The sequence below is a fragment of the Verrucosispora sp. FIM060022 genome (assembly GCF_003977705.1).
In the GTDB taxonomy this organism is placed as follows: domain Bacteria; phylum Actinomycetota; class Actinomycetes; order Mycobacteriales; family Micromonosporaceae; genus Micromonospora; species Micromonospora gifhornensis.
Genome location: NZ_RQIV01000001.1, coordinates 1,331,080 through 1,355,077, shown reverse-complemented (window position 1 = coordinate 1,355,077; position 23,998 = coordinate 1,331,080). Strand labels below are relative to the sequence as shown.

The window sequence follows — 23,998 nt, the reverse complement described above, 5'->3', positions numbered from 1 at the left end:
GGAGGGAGAACGTCGTGCGTCCTGACGAGTTTCTACGCGCCGTGCAGCTGCTTCCCGCCGACCTGCGCGAGTCCGCCCTCGCGTTGCAGACCTACGTCCGGCCGACTCACTGTGCCAAGTGCGAGCTGATCGGTGACGGGTTGCGGCTGTGCCTGACCGCCGCGCGATACGACGAGTTCTCCTCGGCCCGCCACCTGCTCGACACCGCACAGCAGCAGGCCGTTGAGCACGGTGCGGCCTGCCGCACCAGGCCGGACAGGCGCCGGGGGCGCGGCCGGGTGGCGCGGTGGGCGAGCGCGTCCGGGGCCATGGTCGCCGCGACCGACGCCAGTTGGAAGGACCGGGCCGGCGGCATCGGGTACGTGGTCAGCGACGGCCACTACGGCCTGCGTGGCCGGTGCAGCGTGCGGATGGACACCACCGGGTGCTCCCGGGTCCTGATCAACGAACTACGCGCGGTCGACTTCCTGCTGGGCGCCCACGACGTGCCGCCGGTGGGGATGGTCGTGCTGCTGGACAGCCTCGCCGCGTTGCGCTATCTGCACCAGTGGCAGGCCGGCGAGACGACCGCCATGCCGGCGGGCTACAGCCTGCGGCCCCGCCAGTGGTCCGATCAGCCCACCCTCGTCCGGCTCGCCCAGCTCGTGCAGCAACGGCCGGAGCTGTCGTTCGAGCATGTCAAGGGGCACAGCGGCCATCCGCTCAACGAGGCCGCCGACGCTTTGTCCCACATGGCCCGTCGGCGAATCGGCGAGTCCTTCGACGTACGTCGGCGCGCCCACGACCTGGTCGACGCCTTCCTGCGGGACTGGCACGCCACCGTCGCACATTGACCGCCCTCTGCCCGCCCTGACAGGAAGGACATCGCCGTGTCGAGCGAACGGAATCCGCAGCCGCGCGACGAGAAAGTCCCCGCCGTCGACGCGAACCAGACCATGGCGCGCCGGTTCGTCCAGCAACGGCTGGCCGAGTTGCCGCACCGACCCGAGGAGGCCGAGGCTCGGCTACGCGGCCTGCTGGCGATCTACGAGGAGTTGAACGCGCGGGGTCATCCGGAGCCGATGGTCCTGCTGGCCGGCGTGCTGGGCATTCCGGTGGATGTCCTGATCCGGCACCTACGCGCCGCGCAGCGCTGACCCGTACGGACGCGGGATGCCGGCGGATGTTGCTGGAACCGGACCGGAGGAGCTCCCGTCGAGCTGGGATTCGTCCTGCATGGACAACTCTTTCGCTGTCCTGACGGAAAGTTCCACGAAGATCGGCGAAAGCCATAGACACATCTGCATCACTTTGTTAGCTTCAGGCGAGATGTTACGTCGAGGTAAATCGATACAGGCGCCGCTCCTCGGACGTGACCTCGCCATTGACCACATCTGCGTCCCTGTCCATCAGAACACGCCCGGACTGCCGCGCAAGCGGTGCTGACGGGCGGTTCCGTGCTGCCCCCATCCCACGAGAAGGAACCAGCCACCACGTCTACGACCTGCCCGACCAATCCCTCACCGAAGGAGAGGCAGTTGAAGAGACGACTCGCGCTCGCTGTGGCCGGTCTGACCGCCATCGCGCTCACCGCGACGCCGACCCCGACGATGGCCGCACCGGCGCCCACCAGCGCTCCCCCGGACTCGGCCTTCCAGAAAGTCACACTTAACGACCGACCGGGCGAGCCGATGGACCTCGCCGTGCTCCCCGACCGCCGGGTGCTGCACGTGACCCGCGCCGGTCAGGTCTGGTTGCACAACCCCGCCACCGGCCGCAACACGATCGCCGCGGCCCTCGACGTGTACCAGCACGACGAGGAGGGTCTGCAGAACGTCGCGATCGACCCGGGCTTCGGCAAGGGCGGCAACAACTGGGTCTACCTGTACTACTCGCCCCCGATGGACACCCCGGTCGACGATCCGTCCACTCCGGATGTCAACGAGGGCGATGCGCCGGCCTGGGGCACCGAGGAGGACGTCGCGCCCTTCCGCGGGGTGATCCGGCTGTCCCGGTTCCGCCTCGTCAAGGACAAGCTGGATCTGAAGTCCGAACAGCAGATTATCGACGTGCCGGTCGACCGGGGCATCTGTTGCCACGTGGGCGGGGACATCGTCTTCGACAACAAGGGCAACCTGTACCTGTCCACCGGTGACGACACCAACCCGTTCGAGTCCGGCGGGTACGCGCCGATCGACGAGCGCCCCGGCCGTCATCCGGCGTACGACGCGCAGCGCAGTTCGGCCAACACCAACGACCTGCGTGGCAAGATCCTGCGGATCAAGGTGGGCGCCAAGGGCGGCTACACCGTCCCGAAGGGCAACCTGTTCAAGAAGGGGACGCCGAACACCCGGCCCGAGATCTACCTGATGGGGCTGCGCAACCCGTTCCGCATCGAACTGGACCGCACGTCCGACACGCTGTTCGTCGGTGACTACTCGCCGGACGCCCGCCAACCCAACCCGGATCGCGGACCGGCGGGGCAGGGCAAGTGGCTCGCCGCCCGCGAGCCCGGCAACCACGGCTGGCCGTACTGCATCACGCCGGACCAGCCGTACCTCGACTACGACTTCGCCACCTCCCAGCCGGGGGCGCCGTTCAACTGCACCGCACCGGTAAACGACTCGCCGCACAACACCGGTCTGCGTAACCTGCCGCCGGTGCAGCAGCCGCAGGTCTGGTACGGCTTCGGCCTGTCCCCGCAGTTCCCGGAGCTGGGTACCGGCGGCATCGGGCCGATGGCCGGTCCGGCGTACCGGTTCGACCGCTCCACCACCCGCGGCCGCAACCCGTCCGGCTGGCCTGCGTACTACGACGGCAAGCCGCTGTTCTACGAGTGGACCCGCGACTACGTGAAGGCCTTCGAGCTGGATCGGCGCGGTGAGCTGCGCGGCATCGAGTCGGTGCTGCCGTCGGTGGTCTTCGACAACCCGATGGATCTGGAGTTCGGCCCGGACGGCGCGCTCTACGTGCTCGAATACGGTGACGGCTACTTCAGCGAGAACCCGGACGCCCAGCTGGCCCGCGTCGACCACATCGGCTGGGACGGCAACCACAGCCCGGTGCCGCAGGTGTCGGCCACCCAGACGGCCGGGCTCGCGCCGCTGACCGTGGAGTTCTCCAGCGCGGGCACCGCCGACCCGGACGGTGACCGACTCCGGTACGAGTGGTACCTCGACGACGACGACAAGGTCGACTCCCGCGAGGCGAACCCGACGTTCACGTACCGCCGCAACGGCAGCTACGAGGCGACGTTGAAGGTCACCGACCAGAAGGGACGGTCGGCGTCGGCCTCCGTGCGGGTGGTGGTCGGCAACGCCACGCCGGTGGTGGAGCTGGTCAGCCCGGTCGTCGGGCAGCCGTTCACCTTCGGTGACGTGGTGCAGTTCGAGGTGCGGGTCACCGACGACCAGCCGGTGGACTGCGCCCGGGTCAGCGTGACGTACATCCTGGGTCACGACGACCACGGCCACCCGATCACCACGGCCAACGGATGCACCGGCACGATCACCACCACGGTGCCCTCCGGGCACGATCCGGCGACCGACAACCTGTCCGCGGTGTTCGTCGCGTCGTACACCGATCCGGGTGGTGACGGCCTGCCACCGCTGACCGGCACGACCGAGGTCGTCCTGGTCCCCACCCAGTAAGTCCCCGACCGAGGTCCCTGGTCGATACCGGTCGGCCGGGGACCTCGGTCCGGGTCCACGCACCACGAGAGGAGTGCCACATGTGTTACGGGTACGACGGCGAGGCCGCGCTGCGGCGGTCCGTCATCGACCGGCGGGGCCTGTTGCGCGGTTCGTTGGCAGCCGCCGCCGGTGTGGGGCTGGTCGCGTCCGGAATCGGTGCGACCGCCGCGACCGCCGGTCCCGGCCACGGTCACGGTCCGGGTCACGGCCACGGGCCCGGTCACGGTCACGGACCGGGCCACGGCCACGCCGGGCGACACCACGTGCCGCCGGGTCTGATCAGCATCCAGCTGTGGACGGTACGCGACGCGCTGAACGGCTCGCCGGGCTACGACGCCACCCTCAAACACCTCGCCCGCATCGGCTATCCGAAGGTGGAGTTGGCACTCGGCTACTTCGGTCGTAGCGCCGGGCAGCTGCGCCGGTTCCTCGACAGCATCGGGATCAAGGCCAGCTCCAGCCACGACGGGATCAGCGCCGACGCCGCCGGACTACGGCAGAAGATCCAGGACGCGGTCACCCTGGGCCAGAAGTACATGGTCGTGCCGTACCTCTACTCCGAGAGCGCCGACGAGTGGAAGCGCTGGGCGGAGCAGATGAACGTCGAGGCCGCCGCGGCACGCAGGGCAGGTCTGCGGTACGGGTATCACAACCACGCGCACGAGTTCACCATCGACCTCGGCGGTGGGCGTACGCCCTGGGACATCCTGACCGCGGAGCTCGACCCCAAGCTCGTCCACCTGGAGATCGACATCTACTGGGCGGTCACCGGTGGCATCGAGTCCGGTGCCGGCGCGGCCGACCCGGAGGGCTTCACGCTCGACGTGATCCGTCGCGCGCCGCAGCAGGTCCTGCAGTACCACGTGAAGGACCGGCACGCCGCCGACGGAGACATGGCCGACCTGGGCACCGGGATGATCGACTTCGCGCGGATCTTCCGGGGCCACGCCGTGCAGGAGTACATCGTCGAGAACGACACCCCCGACGTGACGCCCCAGCAGACCGCCGAGGTCGGCTACCGCTACCTGCGCAAGCTGCGGTACTGACCGGACGCCGACGGGCACCTGGCCGCACGGTCGGCCCGGTGCCCGTCGACATCACGGCCGGTCCCCCTGACACAATCGCGGCCATGGAAGCTGCCGAGCTGGTGCTGGTGCTGCGCTACCGCAAGGCGGTGACGTACGGGCTGCACGTCCTGCTCGGCGCGCTGGAGACCCACCAGACCTCCACCCGGTACGAGGTGCGTTTCGGCGACACCCCGGAGACGACCGCCGCGCACATCCGCGACGCCGCCACCACCGCGACCCGGGTGCTGGTGTTGTGGTCGTTCTACTCCCCCGACGCGCACGCCCTGGCCCAGGAGCTGGCCGAGATCCGGGCCCTGGCCGACGCCCCGAACGTGACCCACATCGCCGGCGGCGTGCACGCGACCGCCGAGCCGGTGCAGACCCTCGACGCCGGGTGGGACATCGCGGCGGTCGGCGAGGGCGAGACGACGCTGCTGCACCTCGTCGACGCCGTCGGTGACCCGGCCGGGATCACCGGGCTGGTGTACCGCGACGACACCGGCGCCGTGGTGCGTACGGGCCGACCGCAGCGGCGACCGCTCGACGACTTCCGGGGCTTCTCGCTGCGGTGGGACCGTTTCAACGCCCTGGAGGTCACCCGAGGCTGTGTCTTCTCGTGCCGCTTCTGCCAGACCCCGTTCATGTTCTCGGCGAAGTTCCGGCACCGCAGCGTGGCGAACGTGCGGTGGCACGTCGACCGGATGCGGGCTCGTGGGCTGCGCGACGTCCGGTTCATCACGCCGACCGCGTTGAGCTACGGCAGCCAGACCGAGGAACCGAACCTCGACGCGGTCGAGGAACTGCTGGCCAGTTGCAAGGAGGGCATCGGGCCGAACGGGCGGGTCTTCTTCGGCTCCTTCCCCAGCGAGATCCGACCCGAGCATGTCAGCCGGGCGGCGCTGCGGCTGGTCAAGAAGTACTGCGCGAACAACAACATCATCGTCGGCGCCCAGTCCGGCTCGGACCGGGTTCTCGACGCCGCGAAACGCGGCCACGGCGTCGAGGAGGTCAAACGGGCCGCCCGCCTCGGCATCGAGGAAGGCTTCCGGATCAACGTCGACATGATCTTCGGCATGCCCGGCGAGAGCGAGCAGGATGTCGCCGACTCCCTCCGCCTGGCCGGTGAACTCGCCGAGGTCGGCGCCCGCATCCACGCCCACACCTTCATGCCGCTGCCCGGCACCCCGTGGCGCGACGCCCCACCGGGCGATGTGGACCCCGAGACCATCCGGCAGGTCGACCGCCTCTCCCAACGCGGCGCACTCTACGGACACTGGCAGAAGCAACGCGAACACGCGGCGCGGCTCGCGGCCGCCGCCGAGGCGTACCCCCGCCCCGGACGCAGCCGGACCATCCTGCCGCAGCTGCCGAGGACCGAAGCACCGTAGTACCGGATGCCTCTGCGGAGAACACCCGGAGGCACCTCAACGGGCGTCGGGTCGCCAGTGCCGTGACCACGAACGTTCACGGTGTCGGGGTTGACACGGCGCCTGGGCTGACGGCCTGGCGGTCGCGGCAAGTCCCGGTCGTCGAGCATCTGGGTGCTGTCGGCCGTACGATTCGGCGGTGGGTTGCTCGCTGACTGTTCGCCCAGCCCGGGTCGACGACGTCGCCCAGATGGCGTGTGTGCATGTTCGGTGCTGGCAGGAGACGTATCGAGGCCTCATGTCGGATTCGGTACTGGATGATCCGGGTTTCCCAGCTGTTCGGGAACGCTTCTGGACTGCTGCTTTGACTGACAAGCGCTATCGCGAGAACCGGGCGGCTGTGGCCGAGCGGGAGGGCGAAGTGGTCGGGATCGCGATGTCGGGTCCGCCGCCGGACGCTGCTGCGGCGTGGACGAGGCAGCTGTACGTGCTTTATGTGCTTGCCGCCGATCACGGGAGGGGTGCTGGGCGGGCGTTGTTGCAGGCAGTTATCGACCCCACGGAGTCGGCGGCGCTGTGGGTCGCCGATCCGAACCCTCGCGCGCAGGCGTTCTACCGCAAGCACGGCTTCGTTGCTGATGGGACGGTCCAGGTCGAGGACGGCGTGCGGGAGATTCGCATGGTCCGCGACGGGCAGGCGTCGTCGCTTCGATCGTGAACACGAACGTTGACGTGTTGGGGTCAGGCCGCTCGGGTGGCGGGTTGGCCCCAGCGAGCACGATCATCGCCTGCCTCAACCGGATCGGCGAACCGGTACCTCTACGAGTGATCCTCAGCAGCTGCTGACCCTCCTGGTCACTGAGCCGCCGAACACGAAACACCACCGCACTCTGACCTACCGGTTCACGGGTACACCCCGGCAATATGCCGACTATCCCTACGCCGTGTACCGACAGCCCTTGGCCAAATCATCTTAGTCATTAAGATAACTGCATGGACACATCGACTGACTTCTCGGTGGCGATCGCCGGTGCCGGCCTCTCCGGCCTCTGCCTCGCCCAGTACCTGATGCGCGCCGGCATCGACGTGCACGTCTACGAGCGGGATCCGGGCCCCTTCGTCAGGCAGCAGGGCTACCGGATCATTCTCGACCAGTACGGGCTGGAGGCACTGCGTACGAGCCTGCCCCGCCCGCTGTACCACCTGGCGCTGGCCACCGGCGACGAACCCGGCGGGCAGCTGCGCTTCACCGACCGGCGGCTACGCGACGCCTTCACCATCACCTTCAAGGACAAGACCCACGCGACCCGCCAGGTCGACCGGCTGACCCTGCGGTCGATCCTGCAGTCCGGGCTGGACGGGCGCATCCACTACGGCAAGGCCGCCGCCGGCGTGGACAGCAGCGACCCGGCACGACTGCGGCTCGTCTTCTCCGACGGCGGGTCCGTGCCGGCGAGCGTCATCGTGGGCGCGGACGGCGTCGGCTCCGCGCTGCGCGCACAGCTCATGCCGGACGCGGCACCGGCGAACACCCCGATGGCCGGCATCTACGGCCGGACGCCGCTGCGACGAAACGGTGAGAGCATCATCCCGGACGCGCTGCGTACCAGCGGAGTCCTGGCCATCGACGACCGGCCGGGCCGCGCCTTCTTCTTCACCTCGATACGGTTCGGCGAGAACCCGCGCGAGGCGTTCGCGCGCCTGGCCCCGGGCAGCTACGCACCCACCGGCGACGACTACGTCATGTGGGGGCTGCTGCTGCGGCAGGAGGAAGTACCCACCGCCATCCGCCGGAACCTGCTGGCACTGCAGGACCTGGCCAGCCACATGAGTACGGATTTCCACCCGCTCGTGCGGCGACTTGTCGACAATGCCGAACTGGACGCCATGGTGCTCAACCTCTTCGCCACCGGCCAACGCCCGCACCGGTGGGCGCTGCCCCGGGCGACGATGATGGGCGACGCCGTACACGTCATGCCGCCGTTCGGCGCGCACGGCGGCAACACCGCGCTGCGCGACGCCGCCCTGCTCGGCCGCAGGCTTGTCGAGGCCCGCGCGAGCGGCGCCCCGGTGGAGCGGGCGATCGCCCGCTACCAGGACGAGATGGTGCCGTACGCCTTCCGCGCCGTCGACACCGCCGCCGCTCTGATGCGCCGCCTCACCGGGGGCGCGACCGCACCGCACTGGGTGCTGACCCGCGTATTACCTCGGCTGCACCGGGTCACCGTACCGGAGGCATGATTGCGGGCATGTCCCACGAGCCCACCCGTGCGTCCGCGATCGCCGACCTCATGCGCGCCGGGCGGGAGATGTCACGGCTGTCCATGGTGTTCCGGTACGCCATCGCGGAACAACTGGGTCTCACCGTGAGCGACCTGGAGTGCCTGGACTACCTGGCGGACGTCGAATCGGCCACCGCCGGGCAGATCGCCGAGCGGACCAACCTCACCACCGGTGCGGTGACCAGCATGCTCCGTCGACTCCAGCAGGCGGGCTACGTCACGGCCGAGCGCGATCCGGCGGACCGGCGGCGGGTGATCGTGACCCTGCGGCCGGAGCGGACCGCCGAGTTGGAGCGACCGTACGAGGGGTTCGCCAAGCGGGCGAAGCAACTCATCGAGGGCTACAGCGTCGAGGAGGTCATGCTGCTGGTCCGACACTACGACCGCATGCAGGCGATGTACCTCGCCGAGTTGGACCGCCTCCGCGACGGTCTGCCTGAGGCAGGCGTCGGGTGAGCGTCGGCAGGCTACGGGGTGGCGGAGGCCATGGCGCGTAGCAGCTGCGCCGTGGCGGCGTCGGCCGGGAAGAACGTCTCGATGGAGATCTCGTCGAGTGTGACGTCGCGTGGTGCGCCGAACACCGTCGTCGCGTAACACAAGGCCAGATTGCCGTACTCAGTGGACAGCCGCAGCGGGATCACCAGGTCCTCCCCCGGACCGGTGTCGGCGTGCGCGGCCGTCGGTGCCGGGTAGCTTTCCAGTTCGGTCAGCAGGTCGGCCAGACCTTCCGCGGCGGTGCGGTCGAGTTGGCGGCGTACGCGCCGCAGCACGTGCGCACGCCACTGGGCCAGGTTCCGGATCCGCCCGGACAGCCCGTCCGGGTGCAGGGTGGCGCGCAGCACGTTGACCGGCGGCGTACGCAGGAATTCCGGGACACCGGCCAGGAACACGGTCATGGCGTTGTTGGCGGCCAGGAGTTCCCAGCGGACGTTGACGGCGAGCGCGGGGTTCGGTTCGTGGCCGGCGAGCACCGCCGCCACGGCGGCCCGGGCCGCGCCGAGGTCGACGTACGCGCTCTCCGGGTGCACCGGCGCGAAGCCGGCGGCCAGGTACAGGGTGTTGCGTTCGCGCAGCGGCACGTCGAGTTCGTCGCAGAGCCGCTCGATCATCGCCCGGCTCGGGGTGGCCCGGCCGGTTTCGACGAAGCTGAGGTGGCGCGTGGACACCTCGGTCGACGACGACAGGTCGAGTTGTGAGCGGCCGCGCCGCTCACGCCAGCGCCGGATCAGCACTCCCACCGGCTCACCCCTGGTCATGGACCACAGCCTGGCGCAGGCCGCCGCCGGGCGGCAATGACCTCGCAGGTAATCGACATGCTGTGGGCCGTCGGCGCACGGTGGTTACGCGGCGCTCGCCGTACCCGACCTGTCGACCGGGAGAGGAACGACCCCATGACGTCCGAAGCGTACGAGGACACCGTCGAGCGGTACGTCCGGTTCTGGAACACCGGGCAGCCTGAGGAGCAGCGCCGGCTGGCGGCGGACACCTTCACCGAGGAGGTCAGCTACCACGCGCTTGTCGGCGTGCTCACCGGAGTGCAGGCGTTGATCGACTTTCGCGGGCAGTTCACCCAGCATGTGGGTGTCGCCGTGTTCCAGCGGCGCGCGGCGCCGCAGATCCACCATGACCGGGCCCGGCTGATGTGGGAGATCGAACTCGACGGCGGTCGGTCGTTCGCCGCCGGCACCGACGTGCTGGTGTTCGACGCGGACGGGCGGATCAGCTCGGTCACCACGTTCCTGGACCGCGCGCCGGAGGGCTTCGACCCGCACGCCGAGCACTGACGACCGGCTCACCCGGGATGGGCTGCACCGCATCGGGGGCCCGGGTGAGCCGGTCCCCCACCCGGTGGCCTCGCCGACGCCCGACTGAGCCCTTCGTCCATCACCGGCAACTGGCGCGTTGCCCGCAGCGGCGACAGCAGTGCGGGCAGAAACGCGGCGGTCATCCCGGCCGCGCCGATCCACAGCACTGCCGGCGCGCCGAGCAGACTACCGAGCAGGCCGCCGAGCAGGCCCGCGATCGGCATGCTGCCCCACTGGACGAAGCGAACGGTGGCGCTCATCCGGCCGAGCAGCCGGTCCGGCGTGACGTGCTGTTGCAGGCCCACCTGCGCGATCAGTCGGATCACGCCGCCCAGGGAGAGCAGGGCCAGACCGGCCACGGCGAGCCAGAGCAGCCAGCCGGGCCGCGCCGCCGGCATCAGGCCGGCGGCCGGCGCCGTACACAGCGGAGCCAGCCAGACGGCCGGGCCGGGACCGATCCGGGCGACCACGCGGCGGGCCAGCAGCGCGCCGGCGAACCCGCCGCAGGCCATCGCGGACAGCACCAGCCCGATGCCGAAGGACCCCAGGCCCAGGTGTCGAGACAGAAACACCAGCAGCATCGTCTGGTAGGTGACGAGGAAGAGGCTGAAGATGCCGTCTGTGAACAGCGTCGGTCGCAGCAGCGGATGGCCGAGCACGAACCGCAGCCCTTCGGCGACCTCACGCGCCAGGTGCCGGCCGGCGGCAGCCGGTGGCTGCGGCTCCGGCGTACGGATGCGCAGCACTCCCAGCGCGGACAGCAGCATTCCGGCGGAACTCGCGACCAACGTCAACGGCGCGCCCAGCCAGGCGACCAGCGGCCCGGCCAGGCCCGGGCCGCTGATACTCACCGCAGAACGGGCTGCGGCGACCTTCGCGTTGCCCTCGACGAGGTGCTCGCGGCCAACCAGCGCCGGCAGGTAACTGGTGTAGCCGACTTCGAACAGCACGGTCAGCAGGCCGTGGGCAAGCGCGACCGCGAACAGCAGCCAGATCGTCAGCGTGTCCGTCCACCAGGCCAGCGGCACGAGCAGCAACAGCGCCGCTCGCACCAGATCCGTGTTGACCATGACCGGGCGCTTGCGCCAGCGGTCGATCCAGGCCCCTGCCGGCAGCCCTATCAGCAGTGATCCTGCCGTCGTCATCGCGGTCAGGACGCCGACCTCGAACTCATCCGCATCGAGCCAGACGATCGCCACCAGCGGCAGCGCGAGAAACACGAACCGGTCGGAGAGTTGACCGGCCACTGTCGCACCGAAGAAGCGGCGGAAGTCGGGCTCGCGGAGCAGACCGAAACGAGGCGATCGAGGCACGGTGTTTCCCCGGCTTTCTGGGGCGTTGCGTCGGCTCGATCACCACAGCCCCGACGCCAGATCCTATGCCTTGTGCCGGGAGGGTGAAGCCCGTGCAGATCCTCTGTTGCCAATGCCCTGGACAGAGAGCACCAGGACGCAACCCCGGGACGCCGGTCGCCGTTGCTGACGACGTCGGTGGACCCGACGACGCCCGGCAACCGACACCCCCGGGGTGCGGTCCACCCGGTCAGTAGCTGACCGTCTCCTCGTTGGCCGAGTCGGTCACGATCGCGATGCCGGCGCTGGTGCCGAGCAGTTCGGCACCGGCACGCAGGAGTCCGACGGCCTGGGGGTAGGACTTGATGCTGCCCGACGCCTTGACCCTGGTCCGGCCGCCGGCACGGTCCACCAGGTAGCCGATGCTGGCCGGGTTGGCGACCTCGATCGCACCGCTGCTCGCGTTCTTCAGGTACGCGGCACCGGCCTCGATGGACAGTTCGACGGCGGTCTCGCGCTCCGCCTCGGTGAGCAGCGGCAGTTCGAGCATCACCTTGATCGGGACGCCGGAGGCGCGGACCACGCCGGCGATGTCCTCGCGGAACTCGTCGTACATGCCGCTCTTCAGCCAGCCGATCTGGACACCGATGTCGATCTGCTGGGCACCGGCGCGCACCAGGCTCTCCGCCTCGTACGCCTTGCCGGCGCTGGTGGTGACCCCGACGGTCGGGAAGTCGAGCGCGGAGGCGACCTGGACGCCGCTGCCGCGCAGCACGTCGGCGACGACCGACACCCAGGAACCGGGCACCATCGCGGCGTTGAAGCCGTACCTCAGGGCTTCCTCGGCGTGCTTGATCATGCGGTCCCGGGTGGTGCCGACCTCGATGAGTGTGTGCTGGATGTACGGCGCGAGGGCGGCCGGAGTCAGGTCGGCCGGCAGGGCCGTGGTAGCGGAAGTCATTGCGGAATCTCCTTCTGCGGGCGTGCGGCACCCTGCGGTCGGCGTGAGTTCGCCGGCAACCGCACGGATGGGGGTCGAACCGGGAGGGTGATGGAAAGGGAATTGCCGGAGCGGGAGGTGCGCCTGATCGGGTCAGGACCAGTCGATCAGCACCTTGCCGATGTGCCCGGCGTCAGCGGCGGCCAACGCTTCGGGGGCCCGCTGCGCGGGGAAGGGGTCGGTGATCAGGTGCTGCAGCGCGGGGAGGCTGCGGGCCGCCCGCAGGACCGCCGGGAACTCCGGCTGCGTGAAGACCCAACTGCCGATGACCCGCAGTTCCTTGCGAATCACGTCGACCCCCGGGTCGATCTCCATGCTGTTGTTGGCGCCGAGCAGCACGACGGTGCCGTGCGGCCGGGCCAGCTTCATCACCTGGGTCTGTGCGGCCGGGTTGGCGGAGCATTCGAAGATGACCTCGGGTCCGCGCCCCTCGGTCACGGCCGCGACGGCGGCGACCGGGTCCTGCGCGATCGGGTCGATGACCGTACCGGCGCCGAGGGTCTTGGCCAGGTCCCGCCGCCCCTCGATCGGATCGACGGCGAAGACCTCTGCTCCGGCGGCCGCCGCGAGGGCCACCACGCAGCAACCCACCGGCCCGAGGCCGAACACCGCCACCCGGTCACCCACCGCGACCCCGGACTTGCGGAACGCCGAGTACGCGGTGCCGAAGTTGCAGGCGATCAGGGCCGCCATGGCGTCGCTGACGTCGGCGGGTACGGGCAGGACTCCGGTGGCCGGCGCGGTGAGGTATTCGCCGTCCGCTCCGCTGCGGTGGTTGCCCAGGGTGCGCCGGTCGGCGCAGAACATCGGCTCACCGCTGAGGCAGAAGGTGCAGTCGCCGCAGCCCGAGTGCTGGTAGACGATGACCCGGGTGCCTTCGGCCGGTCCGTCGCCGCTGGCGGCGGCCTGGGCGATCACTCCCACCGCCTCGTGGCCGGGGACCGTGTGCAGCCGATGGCCGAGATCCTGCGCCGACTTGCGGTAGTGCGGCAGGTCGCTGCCGCACACCGCGGACACGGTCACCCGGACCAGCACCTCGTCGTGGGCCGGCACCGGGCGCGGCACCTGGCGCACCTCCGAGTGGCGGTCACCGGTCAGCATCAACGCCCGCATCGACTCTTCGTCGGCAGGGTGGGCTTCCATTCTCGTGTTCTCCTTGCTCGTGCGCGTCACGCCGCGGCCAGGCTCGACAGGTCGAGGTACCGGCTGTACAGCGCGTCGTAAACAGGGGCGGTGGTGAGGTCGGGCCGGTGGCGTCGGGCAGCGCCGAGCAGCGGGCCGGCGGCGTGGGCGAGGTCGTCGTAGCGGCCGAGTCCCACCCAGGCCGACATGGCCGCGCCGCGCAGCGGCGCCGCCTGCGGGTCACCCGCCGGCACCTCGACGGCGGTGCCGGTGACGTCGGCCAGGATCTGGCAGAACACCGCGGACCGCGCGCCGCCGCCGATCGCGGTCAGCGTCGGCCCGGCCAGTGCCGGTGGCAGGTGCTGCAGCACGTCACGGACCTGCAGGGCGATGCCTTCCATGGCGGCACGGACGAGAAATGCGGGTCCGTGGGCGAAGTCGAGGCCGCTCATCCGGCCGTTCGCGGCCGTCCAGTGCGGGGTTCCGATGCCCGCCATGGTCGGTGCAAACAGCAGACCCCGGGCGCCGGGTTCGACCGCGTCGGCGTCGGCGGACATCCGCTCGTACGCGGCGTCGTCGTCGCCGTAGCGCAGCAGTGCTCGCAGCCAGCGGAGCACCGATCCGCAGGCGGGGATGGTCCCCTCGACCGACACGTGGCCTTCGACGACGTGCGCGGCGCGGACGAATCCGGCGACGTCGGGGGCGTCGCCGACGGCGGCCGGGAAGACCATCGTCGCCGAGGTGCCCAGGTTGACGGTGGCGGCACCGGCACGCACACCACCGCCTCCGGCCGCCGAGCACTGCTGGTCGCCGCCGCCGACGTGCACGGGCAGCCCGCCGGGCAGACCCGTGGCGTCGGCCACCTCGTCGAGAAGTCGACCGGCGACGTCGGTGCAGGCGCGCAGCGTGGGCAGCCGGTCCTCGCCGATGTCGAACGCGTCGAGCAGGTCGGTGCTCCAGCGCCCGGCGTGCAGGTCGAGCAGTCCGAACCAGGAGGCGCAGCTGCGGTCGACCTGCGGCGGGCCGCCGGCCAACCTGTGCAGCAGCCACTCCTGGACCCCGACGAAGTACGCGCAGTCGGCGTACGCCTGCGGGGTGTGGTGGCGCAGCCAGACCAGGGTGGCCAGGGCCGGCATGGTGCTCAACGGCATGCCGGAGATTCGGCTGTAGGTGTGTGGGTCCACCGACCGGCCCATGGCCGCCAGTTCGCTGTCACCGCGCTGGTCCATCCAGAGCACCAGTGGGGTGACCGGTCGCAGGTCCTTGTCGAGTCCGGCGACGGAGGCCCGCTGGGTGGCCAGGGTGAGCGCGACGATGCGATGCCCGGCCTGTGCGGCGAGGACCTGGGTGTCCCGGAGCAGTCGTACGGTCACCTCCCACATCGCCGACAGCGACTGCTCGGCGTGACCCGGGTGGGGATGGTCGATGACCAGTTCGTGGCTGCGCTGCGCGTGCACCTCGCCCTGATCGTCGACCAGGGCGCAGCGGATGCCGGTGGTGCCGGCGTCCACGACGCACACGACGTCGGTCATCCCTTCACCGCCCCGAAGCTCATGCCGGTGACCAGTTGCTTCTGCGCGAGGAAGAGCACGACGGCGACGGGAAGCACGGCCAGGGTTCCGGCGGCCATCATCGGGCCGACCGCCACCGACTGGAACTGCATGAACCCCAGCATCGCCACCGAGACGGTCTTCGCTTCACCGCTGGCCAGCGTGAGGGCGAAGACGAACTCGTTCCAGGAGAAGATGAAGTTCAGCACGGCCGCAGCGGCCACACCGTTGCGGACCATCGGCCACGCCACGCTCATGAACTTCTTCGTCTCCGAGCAGCCGTCGAGGTCGGCGGCCTCGAAGACCGCGGCCGGCAGGTCCGCGAAGAAGCTGCGCAGCAGGAAGAAGGTCACCGCGAGGTTGACCACCGTGTGCATCACGGTCAGCGCCCACACCGTGTCGATGCCGCCGACCTGGCGGAACAGGACGAAGTACGGGATGACCACGACGACCGCCGGGAGCATCCGGGTGGACAGCACCCAGAACTCGAAGTCCGACCGCCCCTTGAACTGCATCCGGGCGCAGGCGTACGCGGCGGGTGTGGCGGCGGCGATGGCGATCGCGGAGGACACCACCGCGACGAGAACCGACCGCCCGATCGCCCCCATGAACTCGGCATCGCCGAACAGGTCGACGAAGTTGAACACGTACAGCGGGGCGAGCCAGTCCGGCGCACCGCCGCGGATGTCGCTGGGCGCGGCGAAGCCGACGCGGAGCATGAAGGCGAACGGCAGGATCGACCAGCAGATGAGGGCCCAGATCGCCGCGGTCCGCAGCATCCGCCCTTTTCGAGTCTCGTGCACTAGTGCTCCAACCGTTGCAGCGCGGGTGCGGCGAACCGTTTCCCGACGATGAACAGGACGACGAGCAGCAGCAGGCCGAGCGCGGACGCCTCACCGATGTGCAGGTCGTTGAAGGCGGTCCGGTAGATGCGTACGACAAGCGTCTCGGTCGCCGCGCCCGGTCCTCCCCCGGTGATGATCCAGATGGAGTCGAAGGTGCGGACCGCGTCGATCGCGCGGATCGTGACCACGAAGGCCACGAGTGGCTTGAGCATCGGCAGCGCGATGCGGACCAGCCGTTGCAGGGCGCTTGCGCCGTCGAGTGCGGCCGCTTCGAACGTTTCGTCCGGCAGGGATTTCAGGCCGGCGAGCATGACCAGGGTGATGAACGGCGCCCACTGCCAGATGTCGACCACCACGAGGGCGACCACGGCCAGCATGGGCTCCGACGTCCAGCCCGGTGTGGGGAGCCCGACGGCGGCCAGGGCGGCGTTGATCTGTCCGCCGTCCGGGTTGAGCATCAGTCGCCAGGACAGGTACGCCGCGACCGGGGTGGCGCCGAACGGCAACACGAGCAGGGCCAGGTAGAGGCGGCTGCCGCGCAGCGGTCGCCACAGCAGTGAGGCGGCGAGCGTGCCCAGGGCGAACTCGGCGACCACGGCGACCAGGACCATGCCGACGGTGAGCAGCAGCGCCCGGAGCAGGCCTGGTTCCCCAATGGTGTTGGCGAAGTTGGTCAGCCCGGCGAAGCCCTGCTCGTCGGGTCGGGTGAGGTTGTTGTGCCGCAGCGAGTTGACCAGCACCGACACGAACGGGTAGACCGTGAACGCCAGCAGCAGCACGGTCATCGGGGCGAGCATGCCGATGAGGAACAGTCTTCTGCTGCGCCTGTCGTCCGGTCGGGGCGTACGGCCGGTGGTGCCCGGCGGTGCCGCCGGCGGGGAGCCGGCGGCCTGCCGCGACAGCACAGCTGTTCGGTCTGCGGACATCACAACCTCGTTCGGCGTGGACGACGCCGGCCGGTCGGGCCGGCGGGACGGGGACTCATCGGCCCGCTCGGGCCATCGCGGCAGCCGCGTCGGCCATGGCACGCTTCGGGTCCTTGCCGTCCACCAGCACCTTGATCAGTTCGAGGGAGAGGGCGTCGGCCTCGCTCGGGAAGGTGGGCCGGGCGTACGGGACCCGGTCCGGCTGTACGGCCTGGAGGTTGGCGACGATCTCGGTCGACATGTCGCCGGGGTAGAAGGAGAGGAAGTCGTCGTTCGACCACACCGACTCGCGGGCCGACGGGCTGCCCGACTCGGCGCTGACCGAGGTGGCGGTCTCCTTGCTCATCGCCCACGCGTAGAAGAGGGCGGCCTGCTCCTTCTTGCGGGACGCCTTGGGGATGCCGGCCATCCAGTACCAGTAGTTCGGGGCGGCCTTGGCGGCGGCGCTGTCGGGCCACCGGGACACGGCGATCTGGTCGGTGTGCTTGCTGCTGTTCTTGTCGAGTACGACCGACAGCAGGCCGCTGGCGTCGGTGTAGAGGGCCGCCCGGCCCTCGTTGACGCTGCCGGTGGCCTCCAGCCAGCTCATGTTGGACGCGCCCTTGGGGCCATACTTGGTGAGCAGCTGCTGCACGTACAGCTCGGTGGCGGCGACCGCCTCGGGGCTGTCCACCGTCGGGGTGTTGCCGTTGTAGAACTCGCCGCCCTGGGTGAGGAAGAAGTTCGTCCAGGTCCACACGATGTCGAGTCCGCGGCGGCCCCGGCCGGCGAAGGGGCGTTCCATGGCGGCGGAGAGTTTGGCGCTGGCGTCGACCAGGCTCTCCTGGGTGGGGAATGCGGTGACGCCGGCCTGGGCCGCGAGGTCCTTGCGGTAGATGACCACACCGGCCTCCGCGGACAGCGGCAGCGCCATCAACTCGCCGTTGAGGCTGCTGGCCTTGCGGGCCGGCGCGAAGAAGTCGTTGGTGTCGAACCAGTCGGCGTTGACCAGGCCACTGCCACCGAAGTAGCTGTCCAGCGGTTCCAGCCATCCGGCGTTCATGTACTGCCCGGCCTGCAGGTTGCCGACCATCAGCGCGTCGTACGTGGTGGCGCCGGAGGAGAGTGCCACCAGGGCCTGCTGGTAGTAGCTGTCCTCGGACAGGGTGTTGGCCTTGATCTTCATCCCGGTCAGGGCCTCGAATTCCGGGAATCGCTTGCTGACCGCGGAGGTCCACCAGTGCTCGCAGAGCAGGAGGTTGAGGGTCTCGCCCTTGAAGCGGTCCCATTGCATGCCGGACGCGCCGAGTGTCGGGGTGCCTGTGGTGGCGCTCGGGGTGCCTGTGTCACCCTCGCGGGAGGCGCAGGCACCGAGGGCCAGCGCGCCGCCGACGCCGAGGGCGCTGGTCAACAAGCCACGGCGGGACAGCCTGAATGAAGCCTCGTGTCGCATGATGTCTCCTGTTGGCAGCACGTATCGACGGCGGTGGTCGGCCACCGTCGGTACGCGTGGGGGTGGGGGGGTGTGGAGCGGGAGGGGAAGGTGGCAGGCGGGGGCCTACCGCTTGATCCAGGAGGAGATTCGTACGCGGTCTCCGCGTACCCACACGTCGGAGTATTCGACGGAGTTCCCGTTGGCCTGGTACGAGATCTGTTCGAGGTAGAGGAGGGGCACGCCGGGGCGCAGCGACATCGCGGCACTGACGTCGTCGTCGGGGAGGATGGCGGAGAAGGTCCGCCGGACGGATTCGACGGTCACGCCGTAGTCGTGTTCGAGCACGCCGAACAGCGACCGGTCCTGTAGGACCTGCGGGGACAGATCCGGGCACAGGACGGTGGGTAGGTAGTTGTCCAGCAGGTAGACCACCTCACCGGCGACCGATCGGGTCCGCCGGATGGCCAGCACGCTGAGGTCGTCAGCGGGCAGGCCGAGGTGGGCGGCGATGTGGCTCGGCGCCTGGATGACCCGGGCGGACAGCACCTGGGTCTGGTACTCCACGCCCTCCCGGTCCAGGCTCTGCGCCGTGGAGATCAGCTCCTGGGCGAACTCCTGCTCCAGCATCTGTCCGCGTACGAAGGTGCCCTTGCCGCGGGTCTGCTTGAGCAGGCCGGCCTCGATCAGGGTCCGGATCGCCCGACGGACGGTGCCCCGCGAGACGTTCAGCGCGCCCGCCAGCTCCGGCTCCGCCGGCAACTTCAGATGCTCCGGCCACTCGCCCGACTCGATGCGCTGCCGCATCAGCTGCGAGATCTGCTCGTGCAGGGCCTCGGCCTCGGCCGCGGAGACCTCTCGGGTGAGCGCCCTGATCGCGGCAGGGGTGAGTTCCTGAGCCGTGGCCACCGCCCACTCCTCGCTTGTCCAGTGATGTCTTCGTTGGTCTGTAGACATCACTGAACATAGGCGCGGGTCTGGTGATGGTCAAGGGGCTGACCTGGTGAAACTTGGCGGCGTAGCCGGTGGCGGTAGGCAAATGCGACGGATCAGGCCAATAACCACGGACACCATCACGCGGTGGCTGCGGTTACCCGACATCGAGAGACGGGTCCAGCATCCAGTGCTCTCGTGTGGTCCAGCCGAGCAGTCGTCGGCCCGTACCGGCCCGACCGTCCTGATCGAACGTCCCGCCGCCGACGATGTGCCCGAGCCCGATCACGGCCGGCGCGAGCCGGGTCCGCACGTGGTCGGGCTGGGCGGCCAGTCGCTGCGCGGCGTGGGACAGGAAGGCCGTCTGCTCCTCACCCGTCGACAGCGACAGGAAGAACACCATCTGCCGCCACGCGTACGCGGTGTTCTTGACGGTGCCCAGCGGCCGAGGGTTGTGGTGAAGGCGTGCGGTCAGCCGCAGCACGGCGTCCAGGCACTGCTTCGCGAGGTCGATCGCGGGCAGGTCGATGCCGAGTTCGACGATCGTGGCCAGGTTGTGCGTGGTCAGGATCTGCGCCTGTTCGATGATCGTCCCGTTGGCCGCCACCTGGAACCACGACCGCCTGCGGGAGGCACCGGCCCGGTCGCGGCAGAGTTCGTCGAAGGTGTTCGAGGTCCGGGCACGCCGGATCAGCCGCCGACGAGTGTCGTCGATCCCGGCGATCGCCGGATAGTCGATGTCGTAGTACCGCGCGTACAGGCTGCCCGCGAGCCGCCGGCCGGCGAGCGTGGCGGCCTGGAGGAACTTGGCCGAGAACGTGCCCATGAAGATGTCGGCGGCGAGTTCCTCGACCCACGGCAGCGGCAGGCTCGCCTGCGTCGACAGCGTCGACAGCTCCTTGACAAGCGGGTTGGGCAGCACCGTGGCCGGGAATCCGGTCACCGCCGCCGACCCCAGTCGGGCCAGGGTGCGACGGGCCTGATCACGGGTGTCGCTGGTGTCGATCCGGGCCGACACCACCGCCCGCACCCACGGCAGCTCGGCCAGGCGTACCTGATGCTCCAGGTTCAGCAGCAACAGCGAACGGCGAGCGCGGAAGGCCCGGTAGGTGGCGTCCATCAGAATGCGCAGGGCCGGATCGGGGTACGCCGAAGCCGCGGTCGCCGCCGCCAACCGCGGGGTGAGCCGGGCCAACTCCTCCGCCGAGGCGATCACGCCACGGGCGATCAACTGCTCCAGGGTTGCGGCGGTCGCACGGGCCACCACCCGGGCGACCGGCGCCGGTGCCGGCCAGCCCGCCACCACACCCGCCAGGTGGGATTCGTCAGCGTCGACCGGGCGCAGCACGTGGTCGACGTCGTGAATCCCGACGTCCTGCGGCAGAGCGGCCAGCCGGGCGGCCACCAGCTGCGCGAGCCGGTGATGGCGGGGCAGCGCCGCCTCGCGGGCCTGCTGCTCACGCAACGCCGTGTGCTCGGGGCTGCCCGGACGGCCGCGCTTGCGCAGCATCGCCTCCACCACGCTCTGGACCAGGCCACGCTCGCGCGGCGTCAGCTCCGCTCCGGCCACCCGTCGTTCCAGCGCGGTGCGCAGCACGCCGATGCTGCCCTTGCGGTGGCGATGCCTGCCGCAGCGCGGATGCGCGGCGGCGAGGTGCCGGTAGCGGGCCAGCAGCTGGGCGGCGCGCGGCAGCCAGTCGTCCGGCGTCACCGCGTCGACCCGGCCGTCGACGACGGTCTCGCACCACCGCGTCAGCAACTCGTCGGCGAACGGGTTCCACACCGTCAGCGCCTCGCGCATCGTCTCGATCTGCGCGTTCGGTTGCCGCTGCTCCAGCAGCCGGCGCACCTCGCCGGCCGTCTGCCGGTAGACGACGTCCGGGTCGACGGCAGGCTGATCGTTCGGGCTCGGGGTGAACCGCAGCCGGTCGGCGTACGGTGCGATCTCCTCCAGCAGGTTCACGGCGGCGTCGCGCTCGCCGGCGCGCAGCAACCACGCCACCACCGGCAGCGCCGCCTCCTCGGCGTACTCCACCCGGTAGCGGCCGCTGTCGAGCAGCTCCCCCAGTTCCACCAGGCCCGCGTCGGTCAGCCAGGACCAGAACAGGACCCGACGCTCGGCCGGCAGGCCGAGGCGCCGGGCCCGGTCGGTCTCGTCCGGGCGCAGCGCGCCGCCGGCGGCCGGCGTCCCGGTCGCGAAGCCGCCGTGGATGACCTCCGGCGTCACCCACACCGGCAGGCCCCGCACCGGGGTACGCGAACCGATGTCCAGCGTCCCTGCGGCCATCCCGTCCACGACCTGCTGCCAGCGGCGTACCCGCCGCTCCGCCCGCTGCCGGATGGCCGGAGCCTCATGCGTCCCGGCGGTGGTCAGGGCACGCGCGAGCTGGCCCAGGGGAAAGCCCACGCCGACGCGGATGTCGTTGTCGCTCACGCCAACGTGGCGGGCCCCGCCCCCGCGCCCTCCGGGAGGCAAGCCCGGTGCTCTGCTCACTGAGCTACACGCTGATGCCGCGACACTCTACGGAGTTCACCGCCGCGTCCGCACCCGAGATCTGTTCAGTCGCTGACTCTGCTGCGGGCCTGGTACAGCAGGTCCTGGTACTCGGGGTGGCGGTCGATCCACCCCGCGATGAACGGACAGGTGGCCAGAACCCGCAGGTTCGCGGCACGCGCCTCGTCCAGGGCCGCGCGGGCCAGGGCCGCCCCGACTCCCCTGCCCTCGTACTTCGGCGACACCTCGGTGTGGACGAACGCGACGAGTTCCGCGGTACGGATGTACTCCGCGATGCCCGCGACCTCGGACTCTCCATCAAGCCGGGCCTCGTACCGCTTGGCCTCGGGAACGTCCGTCACTACGACCATCACGTGTCCTCCTGTTGTCTTCCGGGCGAGTTGTCTTCCGGGCGAGCCTCGGCGCGAATGTCCATGATGGTGGCCGCGACCCCTGATCGCCATGTTCACAGCCAGTCGTGTTCGCGGGCGTAGCGCGCCGCTTCGTGTCGGGTCCGGGTCGGGTCTTGCGCATGGCGTTGCAGAGATAGCTGCGTACGGTGCCCGGTGCGAGGTGCAGCCGCGCGGCGATGTCGGTGACCGAGTAGCCCTCGCCGGTGACCCGCAGCACGTCGGCTTCGCGGTCGGTGAGCGGGTTGTCCTCGGTGACGGCGCGTGCGGACACGTCCGGGTCGATCCAGCGTCTGCCCGCGTGCAGGGCGGCGATGACGGAGGTGATGTGGGCCGGCTCGGCCGAGCTTCAACGCCTTGCGCGGCACGCCCGGTCGGGCGTGCCGGGTCACCAGAAAGGCCGTGGTCACGGTCAGGGCGCACGGGTTGTCGCCGTACACGTAGGCGCTGTGCCCCGCTGCCGTCGACGCTCACCCGGACCAGCCGTCTACGCCCGGTTTCCTGCCGTCATACCGGGCCGGACGACCGAGGAGTCCCCGGCTGGGACGATCAAAAGGGTAACGGGGGTGACCGCGACCGCGTCGTCCACGGCGACGTGGGACGTGTCGTAGGCGGCTGAGCGGGCGGCCTCGCGGTCGCCAGCGTTGTCCAGCGGTCCCAACGGCGGTGGGCCGGCAGTCATCAGCGGGGGCCGAAGACCGTACCCAGCTTGGGCAGCCGCGCGTTGTCCAGCTCCCACTGCAGCACGGTATCGAGCGTGTCGAGTGCCCGCCCCTCGACCGTGGCCTTCGTGCTCTGCACGCCGTCGACCACCTCGGGCAGGGCCGCCACCACCGCTGCGGTGGCGGTCCGGATGGGCTCTTCGGCCCCGTCTGCCACGGCCCGGATCAGGTCCACCACCGGACTGCGGGCGGTGCCCGCGTACCGCCCGGCGATCCGCTCCAGGCCGGCCGGCATTGCGGCCCCCGCCTCCCGCGTGGCCGCGGACAGCCCGGCGAGGAGGAACTCGACCAGTTCGCTGCGGCCCACGGCGAGACCGGGCAGCACCGCCGCGACCGCGGCCCGGGTCGCTGTCTCCGCAGGCGTCTCGGCGCCGCCGTCTTCCGGGGCGTCCGCTTGGTAGGCCAGCCGCCGCCGACCCGCGGTGCTCATCTGGAACAGCACCATGAGCGTCATCGCCCGGTAGAAGTCGCTCACCCCGTCGGCACCCGCCAGCGCGGCCAGCCGCGGCACAGCACCCGGGGTGGCGGGCACCACCGAGCCCTGCGGGAACGCGTCGTTCGCGATCGCCGCGATCAGGTCGCCCACACCGTCGAAGGTCCGGCCCTCGAAGGGCACCACCTCGACGGCCGCACGAAGATCGGCGGCAGGACGACGGAAACCACCGCACCTGAGTCCAGGAGGCGCGGGCAGAGACGACGCGGCGGCCGTCTGCCCGCCGACGAGCTCCGCGCGGATCCGGTCGGCCTCGGCCCGGTCGAGCTCGTACGCGAGGCCCTCCCGGGAGAAGCGCTCGATCGCCTTGTCCGGAAACTGGCCGCACGCCGAGTTGACCTGCCCGCCGTACTTCCGGGCAATGGCCGCAACGGCCTTCTTCTCGGCCGGTGAGACCTCCAGCAGACCCTCGTAGGGCGGGTCCACAGCCAGCGAGTGGGCTCGCCACCAGCCGGCGAAGCGATCCTCCAGCAGGTCGGTCGGCACCTCCCGTACCGCGACCAGCAGGTGGCCGCGCTCGGCCAGCTTCTCGGCGACGGCATAGGCCGAAACCTCATCCGGCACCGACACGACGAAGCGCATCTCACGAATCACGGCGGCATGCTATC

Annotated in this window: 22 protein-coding genes and 1 tRNA gene; 9 read left to right on the top strand and 14 right to left on the bottom strand. The window is 70.3% G+C overall.

Translation table 11 applies throughout. From position 1 onward, the window contains the following. Positions 1-14: 14 nt before the first annotated feature. The 8 genes from EG812_RS05935 to EG812_RS05895 all read left to right on the top strand — a co-directional run bounded on the left by EG812_RS05935 (position 15) and on the right by EG812_RS05895 (position 8,843). A complete protein-coding gene (locus tag EG812_RS05935) occupies positions 15-833 on the top strand; it encodes a ribonuclease HI (RefSeq protein ID WP_126710981.1) in 819 nt (272 codons plus the stop codon). A gap of 36 nt (positions 834-869) precedes the next feature. Continuing rightward, positions 870-1,136 carry a hypothetical protein gene (locus EG812_RS05930; RefSeq protein WP_013734061.1) on the top strand — a complete coding sequence of 89 codons (267 nt, stop codon included), beginning with the start codon at positions 870-872 and terminating at the stop codon, positions 1,134-1,136. A gap of 381 nt (positions 1,137-1,517) precedes the next feature. Next, entirely contained in the window at positions 1,518-3,629 is a 2,112-nt protein-coding gene (locus tag EG812_RS05925; RefSeq protein ID WP_233579391.1) for a PQQ-dependent sugar dehydrogenase, read from the top strand. Between the two features lie 80 nt (positions 3,630-3,709). After that, positions 3,710-4,717, top strand: a complete 1,008-nt coding sequence (locus tag EG812_RS05920; RefSeq protein ID WP_126710980.1) for a sugar phosphate isomerase/epimerase family protein — start codon at positions 3,710-3,712, stop codon at positions 4,715-4,717. Between the two features lie 83 nt (positions 4,718-4,800). Then, positions 4,801-6,126 (top strand): TIGR04013 family B12-binding domain/radical SAM domain-containing protein, encoded by a 1,326-nt coding sequence (locus tag EG812_RS05915; RefSeq protein ID WP_126710979.1) that lies wholly within the window; start codon positions 4,801-4,803, stop codon positions 6,124-6,126. A 277-nt stretch (positions 6,127-6,403) separates the two neighbouring features. After that, entirely contained in the window at positions 6,404-6,823 is a 420-nt protein-coding gene (locus tag EG812_RS05910; protein ID WP_233579390.1) for a GNAT family N-acetyltransferase, read from the top strand. A gap of 275 nt (positions 6,824-7,098) precedes the next feature. Beyond that, complete coding sequence (locus EG812_RS05900; protein WP_126710978.1) at positions 7,099-8,346, top strand: FAD-dependent oxidoreductase; 1,248 nt, start codon at positions 7,099-7,101, stop codon at positions 8,344-8,346. Between the two features lie 8 nt (positions 8,347-8,354). Continuing rightward, complete coding sequence (locus EG812_RS05895; protein ID WP_013734067.1) at positions 8,355-8,843, top strand: MarR family transcriptional regulator; 489 nt, start codon at positions 8,355-8,357, stop codon at positions 8,841-8,843. 11 nt (positions 8,844-8,854) lie between these two features. Here EG812_RS05895 and EG812_RS05890 read toward each other — a convergent pair whose 3' ends face one another. After that, positions 8,855-9,643 (bottom strand): helix-turn-helix transcriptional regulator, encoded by a 789-nt coding sequence (locus EG812_RS05890; protein WP_126710977.1) that lies wholly within the window; start codon positions 9,641-9,643, stop codon positions 8,855-8,857. 135 nt (positions 9,644-9,778) lie between these two features. On the opposite strand from EG812_RS05890, the gene EG812_RS05885 reads away from it, so the two are divergent. After that, positions 9,779-10,171: a nuclear transport factor 2-like protein gene (locus EG812_RS05885; RefSeq protein ID WP_126710976.1), complete on the top strand. Its 393-nt coding sequence runs from the start codon at positions 9,779-9,781 to the stop codon at positions 10,169-10,171. Positions 10,172-10,179: 8 nt separating this feature from the next. On the opposite strand, the gene EG812_RS05880 is transcribed toward EG812_RS05885, so the two are convergent. The 13 genes from EG812_RS05880 to EG812_RS05825 form a co-directional block, all read right to left on the bottom strand. Next, positions 10,180-11,505: an MFS transporter gene (locus EG812_RS05880; protein ID WP_233579389.1), complete on the bottom strand. Its 1,326-nt coding sequence runs from the start codon at positions 11,503-11,505 to the stop codon at positions 10,180-10,182. 229 nt (positions 11,506-11,734) lie between these two features. After that, on the bottom strand, positions 11,735-12,445 hold the full coding sequence (deoC, locus tag EG812_RS05875) for a deoxyribose-phosphate aldolase (RefSeq protein ID WP_126710975.1): 711 nt from the start codon (positions 12,443-12,445) through the stop codon (positions 11,735-11,737). Between the two features lie 132 nt (positions 12,446-12,577). Further along, on the bottom strand, positions 12,578-13,627 hold the full coding sequence (locus EG812_RS05870) for a zinc-dependent alcohol dehydrogenase (protein WP_126710974.1): 1,050 nt from the start codon (positions 13,625-13,627) through the stop codon (positions 12,578-12,580). Positions 13,628-13,653: 26 nt separating this feature from the next. Continuing rightward, complete coding sequence (locus tag EG812_RS05865; protein WP_126710973.1) at positions 13,654-15,138, bottom strand: xylulokinase; 1,485 nt, start codon at positions 15,136-15,138, stop codon at positions 13,654-13,656. Continuing rightward, a complete protein-coding gene (locus EG812_RS05860) occupies positions 15,135-15,935 on the bottom strand; it encodes a carbohydrate ABC transporter permease (RefSeq protein WP_126710972.1) in 801 nt (266 codons plus the stop codon). The genes EG812_RS05865 and EG812_RS05860 overlap by 4 nt, the downstream gene beginning before the upstream one ends. Positions 15,936-15,958: 23 nt before the next feature. Continuing rightward, entirely contained in the window at positions 15,959-16,927 is a 969-nt protein-coding gene (locus tag EG812_RS05855) for a carbohydrate ABC transporter permease (RefSeq protein ID WP_126710971.1), read from the bottom strand. Positions 16,928-16,982: 55 nt separating this feature from the next. Continuing rightward, positions 16,983-18,359 carry an ABC transporter substrate-binding protein gene (locus EG812_RS05850; RefSeq protein WP_126710970.1) on the bottom strand — a complete coding sequence of 459 codons (1,377 nt, stop codon included), beginning with the start codon at positions 18,357-18,359 and terminating at the stop codon, positions 16,983-16,985. 105 nt (positions 18,360-18,464) lie between these two features. Continuing rightward, entirely contained in the window at positions 18,465-19,247 is a 783-nt protein-coding gene (locus tag EG812_RS05845; protein ID WP_013734077.1) for a GntR family transcriptional regulator, read from the bottom strand. Positions 19,248-19,428: 181 nt separating this feature from the next. After that, positions 19,429-21,705, bottom strand: coding sequence for a hypothetical protein (locus tag EG812_RS05840; protein WP_126710969.1), 2,277 nt, complete (start codon positions 21,703-21,705; stop codon positions 19,429-19,431). A gap of 1 nt (position 21,706) precedes the next feature. Then, positions 21,707-21,779 (bottom strand) — tRNA-Ala (locus EG812_RS29060). 51 nt (positions 21,780-21,830) lie between these two features. Next, positions 21,831-22,136: a GNAT family N-acetyltransferase gene (locus tag EG812_RS05835; RefSeq protein WP_199743811.1), complete on the bottom strand. Its 306-nt coding sequence runs from the start codon at positions 22,134-22,136 to the stop codon at positions 21,831-21,833. Beyond that, positions 22,084-22,449, bottom strand: a complete 366-nt coding sequence (locus tag EG812_RS30030) for a helix-turn-helix domain-containing protein (RefSeq protein WP_502697175.1) — start codon at positions 22,447-22,449, stop codon at positions 22,084-22,086. Before EG812_RS30030 ends, EG812_RS05835 begins: the two co-directional genes overlap by 53 nt. A gap of 407 nt (positions 22,450-22,856) precedes the next feature. Further along, positions 22,857-23,984: a hypothetical protein gene (locus tag EG812_RS05825; RefSeq protein ID WP_126710967.1), complete on the bottom strand. Its 1,128-nt coding sequence runs from the start codon at positions 23,982-23,984 to the stop codon at positions 22,857-22,859. Between the last annotated feature and the right edge of the window lie 14 nt (positions 23,985-23,998).